General features: G+C 40.6%; 11 protein-coding genes. 7 read left to right on the forward strand and 4 right to left on the reverse strand.

The window, feature by feature from the left end; genetic code table 11:
- Positions 1 to 50: 50 nt before the first annotated feature.
- Together ICN14_RS09160 and ICN14_RS09165 are read right to left on the reverse strand one after the other, a co-directional pair.
- Positions 51 to 770: a Crp/Fnr family transcriptional regulator gene (locus ICN14_RS09160; protein WP_216226153.1), complete on the reverse strand. Its 720-nt coding sequence runs from the start codon at positions 768 to 770 to the stop codon at positions 51 to 53.
- A gap of 192 nt (positions 771 to 962) precedes the next feature.
- Entirely contained in the window at positions 963 to 1,208 is a 246-nt protein-coding gene (locus ICN14_RS09165) for a hypothetical protein (RefSeq protein ID WP_216226154.1), read from the reverse strand.
- 241 nt (positions 1,209 to 1,449) lie between these two features.
- On the opposite strand from ICN14_RS09165, the gene ICN14_RS09170 reads away from it, so the two are divergent.
- From ICN14_RS09170 to ICN14_RS09185, 4 genes are all read left to right on the forward strand, one after another.
- Positions 1,450 to 1,785: a BON domain-containing protein gene (locus tag ICN14_RS09170; RefSeq protein ID WP_216226155.1), complete on the forward strand. Its 336-nt coding sequence runs from the start codon at positions 1,450 to 1,452 to the stop codon at positions 1,783 to 1,785.
- A gap of 68 nt (positions 1,786 to 1,853) precedes the next feature.
- Positions 1,854 to 2,030: a CsbD family protein gene (locus ICN14_RS09175; RefSeq protein WP_216226156.1), complete on the forward strand. Its 177-nt coding sequence runs from the start codon at positions 1,854 to 1,856 to the stop codon at positions 2,028 to 2,030.
- Between the two features lie 78 nt (positions 2,031 to 2,108).
- The gene (locus ICN14_RS09180; protein WP_216226157.1) at positions 2,109 to 2,498 is read left to right on the forward strand and encodes a hypothetical protein; all 390 of its coding nucleotides are present in this window, start codon (positions 2,109 to 2,111) and stop codon (positions 2,496 to 2,498) included.
- A gap of 634 nt (positions 2,499 to 3,132) precedes the next feature.
- Positions 3,133 to 3,756 carry a DUF1003 domain-containing protein gene (locus ICN14_RS09185; protein WP_216226158.1) on the forward strand — a complete coding sequence of 208 codons (624 nt, stop codon included), beginning with the start codon at positions 3,133 to 3,135 and terminating at the stop codon, positions 3,754 to 3,756.
- 91 nt (positions 3,757 to 3,847) lie between these two features.
- Here the strand turns inward: ICN14_RS09185 and ICN14_RS09190 are convergent, their stop codons facing one another.
- Positions 3,848 to 4,117 carry a hypothetical protein gene (locus tag ICN14_RS09190; protein WP_216226159.1) on the reverse strand — a complete coding sequence of 90 codons (270 nt, stop codon included), beginning with the start codon at positions 4,115 to 4,117 and terminating at the stop codon, positions 3,848 to 3,850.
- A 67-nt stretch (positions 4,118 to 4,184) separates the two neighbouring features.
- Complete coding sequence (locus ICN14_RS09195; RefSeq protein ID WP_216226160.1) at positions 4,185 to 4,535, reverse strand: DUF3147 family protein; 351 nt, start codon at positions 4,533 to 4,535, stop codon at positions 4,185 to 4,187.
- A 263-nt stretch (positions 4,536 to 4,798) separates the two neighbouring features.
- Between ICN14_RS09195 and ICN14_RS09200 the strand changes: the two genes are divergently transcribed.
- Genes ICN14_RS09200 through ICN14_RS09210 form a run of 3 tightly spaced genes read left to right on the forward strand, consistent with a single transcriptional unit; the run spans position 4,799 to position 6,201 of the window.
- The gene (locus ICN14_RS09200) at positions 4,799 to 5,062 is read left to right on the forward strand and encodes a heavy-metal-associated domain-containing protein (protein ID WP_216226161.1); all 264 of its coding nucleotides are present in this window, start codon (positions 4,799 to 4,801) and stop codon (positions 5,060 to 5,062) included.
- 40 nt (positions 5,063 to 5,102) lie between these two features.
- On the forward strand, positions 5,103 to 5,438 hold the full coding sequence (locus ICN14_RS09205) for a hypothetical protein (RefSeq protein ID WP_216226162.1): 336 nt from the start codon (positions 5,103 to 5,105) through the stop codon (positions 5,436 to 5,438).
- A 58-nt stretch (positions 5,439 to 5,496) separates the two neighbouring features.
- Entirely contained in the window at positions 5,497 to 6,201 is a 705-nt protein-coding gene (locus ICN14_RS09210; protein ID WP_216226163.1) for a DUF6803 family protein, read from the forward strand.
- Positions 6,202 to 6,333 lie beyond the last annotated feature (132 nt).

Here is a 6,333-nt window from a genome sequence, read left to right on the forward strand (position 1 = left end):
CCAGTTGGAGTATGTGCATATACTTTGGATTGCTCAGTCTGTTATCGCACTTAAATGGCCATTTTTTCTGGTAGTAGGCGATCGTACTCAGATTTAACTACTTGATAGCACTCGCAGGTGCGTCTCTCCAATCCTAATCGATCTAAGACGGATATATGTCCGCGAGCGTACTTAATAAGTCCAGCCTTTTGGACTTTTAGGGCTGCCTCGGTGACACCTTCTCTGCGAACCCCAAGCATGTTAGCAATTAACTCTTGGGTCATTAGCAGCTCATTACTTTGCAATCTGTCTAGACTCAAAAGTAACCAGCGGCAGAATTGCTGGTCTAGAGTGTGATGCCGATTGCATACTGCGGTTTGAGTCATCTGGGTAATTAATGCTTGGGTATAGCGTAACAACAAGTGCATTACTGGCCCTGCGCGATTAAATTCTTCAAGAAGAATGGATGATTTGATGCGGTAGCCTTTACCTGCACTTTGGACAACAGCTCTACTGGATGTAGATTCGCCGCCCATAAAAATAGAAATTCCAACAACTCCTTCATTTCCAACAATCGCAATTTCAGCTGACGAACCATTTTCTAGTGCATATAGCAAAGAGACAATGGCTGTTGAGGGAAAGTAAACATGACTCATTTTCATGCCAGGCTCATACAAAACTTTGCCCAGCGGGAGCTCGGTTACTTCAATATGAGGAAGAAGTCTTTCCCACTCAAGCGTGGGTATTGAATGGAAAAGATGATTTTGATCTTTAAGTAACTTTGTTTCCATGATGCGCCTAGGTATGAATTATCGTTTTGAGACAACTCAAATATATTTTCTGGAACCAATTGAGTATGTGCGATACCGCACATATGATCAGATTACACGATAAAAACCCACCACAGGGTGGTGGGTAGGCTCTTTTATTTGAGTATTCTTGCTTTTAGCAGAATTTATACCCTATAAGGTCGCCAGATCGTATTACTTCATTACAGGGGCTGAATTCGCGGCATTTATTAAAGCGGCTTCACTATGCTCGTTTGCTTGAAGCGCATGACCCTGCGCAACAGCGGCATGATATCCAGCTTGCTTGGTATCGCCAGTAGCGCAATGTTTAGCGGCTTCTTTGTGAGCCATTGAGGCAGCATCGCAATGTTCTGCAGCTTTAGCATGAGTTTGTTGTGAGGTAGGTTGCATAGTGCTAATTGATTTTGGGTCGATTGTCATATATTTCTCCTAAAAATATGAGTAGAGATATCTCTAATCATGTGAGCTAAAAAATTAACTCATAGAACACTCTAGCGGCAATTATTGACTGCATTTGTCTGATATCCAACATATAAAAAAATAATTTCTTATGTCTGATAGCGAACATGAAATTAATTAATTGGGGAATACGCTCAAGTCTTGCATGAGGAACTGTCGGCACCAAAAAATAGTCGACCATCAATTTATACGAAAGAAGCAAATGAGTCTAATTAATAAAATTACTGCATTAGCGTTTACTGGCATATTAATTTCGTTATCAGCTTGTGCTGCAACTGACACCAAAGAAAGCACTGGTCAGTATGTAGACAACAGTGTTTTAACTGCTAAGGTCAAAACAGCTATCTTTAACGAGCCTACATTAAAGTCCTCCGAAATAACCGTTCAGACCTTTAAGGGTGAGGTGCAGCTGAGTGGTTTTGTTAGCAGTATTGATCAAACCAATAAAGCCGTAGAGGTTGCCAGGGGTATCCCAGGCGTGACCTCAGTGAAAAATGATATGCGGGTAAAGGGTAGTAATAACCCATTTTACAAATAGAAATTATGTGAGAGAAGAGCTCATGTAGTAGTCGTTCTGTTGTTAAACGTAATACTAAGGAGTTAGTTATGAACAAAGATCAAGTAAAAGGCCGCGTCGAAGAAGTTAAAGGCAAAGCGAAAGAGGTTGTTGGCAATGTAGTTGGAAATAAGTCTCTTCAAGCAGAGGGGTTAACTCAGCAAGTAGTTGGGAAGATTCAAGCTGGTTTGGGTGATGTTAAAGCTGACCTTAAAAGCAAGCTCTAAGTCCTTCTAGTTGTTTTATGAATTGATCCCCAGGATTGATATTTAAACAATTTTGGGGACTTACAAAAAGGTATTGATATGAGCATTATTAAAAAAATTGGAATTGGATTGCTTGTGAGTATTTCTTTGATAGCTTGCGTTTCTATGTCAGCAAGTCAAAGTATTGTGAAAACAAATGATGGAATTTTGGTTGGCACTAATAATATGACCTTGTATACATTTGATAGTGATCAGGCAGGATCCGGTAAGTCAGCATGTTATGGCGATTGCGCTATTAATTGGCCTCCATTATTGGTGGACAAAAATGCCACATCCTATGGAAGCTACTCCATCATTACTCGCGATGATGGCAAGATGCAATTTGCCTATAAAGGCAAGCCTTTGTATTACTTCAGCATGGATAAAAAGCCGGATGACCGTAACGGAGATGGCTACCTCAATGGGGCTTGGCATATAGTCAGGATGTAACTTGCATTGAGAAATTATTAGGGCTGCCTCAGCGCGGCCTTAATTTTTCTTAATACGTATTAATAGAGTTGTTTAAAGGATTCATATGTTTTCTCTTTAGACTTCGACAATGTCTGATAGAAGATGGGTTAATAATCATAGGATTGTTAGTCTAGTGGCTGGTTAGTTCACTTAAGAATAAGGAATGGATGATGATTAAAATTCTCATTGGTTTAATTTTTTCTATGAGCGCATTAATGGCAATGGCTCAATTGCCGCCGATCCACACTGATAACGGCATGAAGTATATTTAAGGCGGTGTTGGACTTGGGGAGTCTGATGCGATCAAGGCTGATTCGAAAAACTGGCCTTTAGAGCTCACTTTTTCCAAGGCTAATGGCCAGCAGTCTGAATGGGTATCGAATGTATTGCTGGTAATTAAAGATACAAAAGGAGAGCTAGTTCTTTCACATCAAATTAATGGCCCTATAATTTTGATCGGACTGAATCCTGGAAAATATTATATAGAGTCAAGTTATGAAGGGCAGGTTAAGAATACAAGCTTAACTATTAAAAATGGCGTACATCAAAATATTAGTATTCAATGGAAATAACCCCATGAAAGCTTTAATTTATTATTTTTTGGGTGCCTCTATTGGGTAATTCATTTTTCCCAAACTCTGAATCTACTCCGGATGAGGTTGAGCGTAGCCATATAAATCAAAACATAGATGCCGTGCTTGATTTTTATGTTCGCGAAGATGAAAAGATGAGCTACGCTCAACGTCTAGTTGAAAAAATTAGCAGCTTTATAAGTGAGCCAATCTTTTTGGTATTAATTTTATTTATTGTATTTACCTGGATTGCTTGTAACATTTTGATGCCGTATTTCTCTTTTAATCCATTTGATCCTGCTCCTTTTCATTATTTGCAAGGAATCATTGGTCTAAGTGCTTTATTAACGGCAACTATTGTTTTGTCAAACCAAAATCGCTTAGCAAAAATTGAGGAGCAAAGGGCTCATCTTGATCTTAAGGTGAATTTATTAACCGAGCAGAAGACTGCAAAAATGATCGATTTATTGGAGGAGTTACGCGTTGACCTGCCTAATGTTCGCAATAGATCGGATTCTGAGGCGACTGAACTAATGCATTCCCTTAATCCCGTTCAGGTATTAGCGGCACTTGATGAACGGGTAGATGGTGCCATATTGCAAGCGTCATCCGTAGTCTCGGTTGTTGATGTGGACGGACAAAAATTGATCCAGGCTACTGACTAATTTGACTATTTAAAAGATTCTGTAGTCTCATTACTTAACCAAAGAGGTTTGCACGCGAATGCTAATTAGAAACATCATGCTTGCTTCGTCTTTAGCGCTTTTTTATTTTCTTTAATGTGCTCAAGTAATGCAGATATGATTGGTGTGCAATCTGCCGATATCCTCCAAATGATGCTGTAGAAGCTGCGGTTCCCAATGCTTCTGCAGTTAAGTCAGACATCAGCAAACAGTAACAAACAGCAACAGTCCAGATAGATGCCATTGCCTGGGCAGGCCAACGACGATTCAAACCTGGATCCCGATACGATGCAAATAAACCATAAGTCATAATGAGGGCTGAGGGTTTATAGACGTCCGTCATGGGTCGATAAGTGACTATTCGATTAAAGCAACCTGGATGGCTCAAATCGGCCAGAAACGGCCCTTACTCAGAGAAGTTGGATCCCAAAACACTTCATCACAATGGCAAATAATCCATAGCAAATAACCGTTACCACTACGCATGCACTCATGGTGATCCAGAACCCCAGCTTTGGAAGTAAGTATGGAAATAATAGAAACATCGGCAATGTTGGAATCACATACCAAAAAGTGTAATAAGCGTGATTTGCAATCTTTTCTTCAGATTGGTTCTCGATATAGAGCCAAACTAAGGTGAGTAATGTCATTAGCGGTAATGCTTGAATGAAACCGCCTAACCTATCACTTCGTTTGGCAACTTCAGATATGAATACAACCATACCTGCTGTAAGTAGGTACTTAGTAATGATCCAAGCCATTTGTGCCTCTAAATAATATGCTGCAGTCCAGTTTATAGAAACCTAGACATGCTGCCTAGATAGGCATAGGATGAAACTAAGCACTTAACCTAGTGGAGGTTGATATGAATCAATTCATGGATGGCTCAATGATGGGTGGAATGGGATTGGTCAGGGTTTTGGTCTTAATTACCCTCATTCTTTCGATAGCAGCCCTATGTAAGTACTTGTTTTTTACAAAAAAGTAACCATATATAGATATAGATAAAGTAAAGGGGGGTGCTATGCCTCAAATCAATTTAAGTGTGCAGGGTATGACTTGTGGTTCATGTGTAAAGCATGTAACCAAAGCTCTCGAAGTGTTGGATGGTGTTGAAAGTGTTCATGTGGATTTGCAGTCTGGTCGTGTGCAAGTTGGTAGAACGACAGATCAATCTGGTGACCTTATCCATGCCTTGGATGAAGAGGGCTACCCATCTAGCTTGGACTTGGATGAACAATCTGCTGCTCCCGCCCAGAAAAAGAGTGGTGGCTGCTGTTGTGGCTAATCCCCAAGCTTAATTGGCTATTAGGGCTTAAAATAGGTATATGAAGAAGATTGCAGTAATGCTCTTTCTGAGTTTCATAGTTGGCATGGTTAATGCCAGCACAATGCCTATTGCATCAGGCGAATCTTCCCATGCCCTGCAGACTGCTTCTCATAGTCACTGCGAGGAGGCAGTTGCTTCTGCATCCCATGATGAATCTCAGCCAGTTAGCAAGTTAAGTGTTAGCCACTATTGCTGTTCATCTATTGCGGTTTTAAATAACCCAGTTACTTTTGCACTTAACGAATCATCTGACGTCTATTTGCTTGGTGAAACACCCAAGTCTATCTCTAACATTACTGAATCGATCTACAAGCCACCAAAACAATATCTGTAATCACTTCTGATTGGACGACTTTTGTCGTTTTGATAATTTATGTTTTGGAGATTTAGTAATGAATATGACTCACTATATGCAGTTATTGGCAGACAACCAGCCTTGGAATCTGCTCATCTTTATGGCTATACCGATAGTGCTTGCTGAGACTTTGGCAATTACTGAGCTGTATATCCTCTTTACTCGCAAGTTTGATGGCTTTGTTTATCACCTCAACCGCTTTTCGGGCACAACCGTTGGGCTGTACTTTATTGGCATCATTGCCTATTTGATGACTACCGCAGTTGTTCCTCTTACCAAAGGCGGTGAATGGAGAACGGCAATTGATGTGGTTGCTGTGGGTAGTTACCTCATTGGTGGCTTGCCATTAATTTGGATTGCCTTGCAAGAGTTTGGTTTTGTGAATCAAAAGCTAGACCAAATGGGTAAGTTAAAGATTCACGCAATCTGCGTTGCCTTATTCCTGGTATTTGGACATGTAGCAATGATTTCGGGGATGTTAGACCCATCGCTACTTGGCTATAAAGATGCTGACACTCATCAAATGAGTGGCAATGCAAGGTATGAGCAATGTGATCCTGCAATGCATTCACAAATGATGCAAATGCACCAACAGATGATGGGCAACATGACTCCTGCACAAATTAAGCAGATGCAAAAGCAAATGCCTATGAATGGTGGGAATATGCCAATGGGCGGCGGACAAATGCCCCAGCAGATGCAACAAAATATGCCCATGGGTAATTCAGGGTATAACCATTAATCAAATTTGCGTCAAATTTAAACCGCCTTCGGGCGGTTTTTCTTTTTATGGCTGCTTAGGTTCGCTAGCGGTCATTTAATGTTCGTCGAATCAGCTATCCGTGGATTACAGATCCCGATGGTCCGCTATCGG

The sequence above is a fragment of the Polynucleobacter sp. MG-27-Goln-C1 genome, assembly GCF_018881905.1.
Taxonomy (GTDB): Bacteria; Pseudomonadota; Gammaproteobacteria; order Burkholderiales; family Burkholderiaceae; genus Polynucleobacter.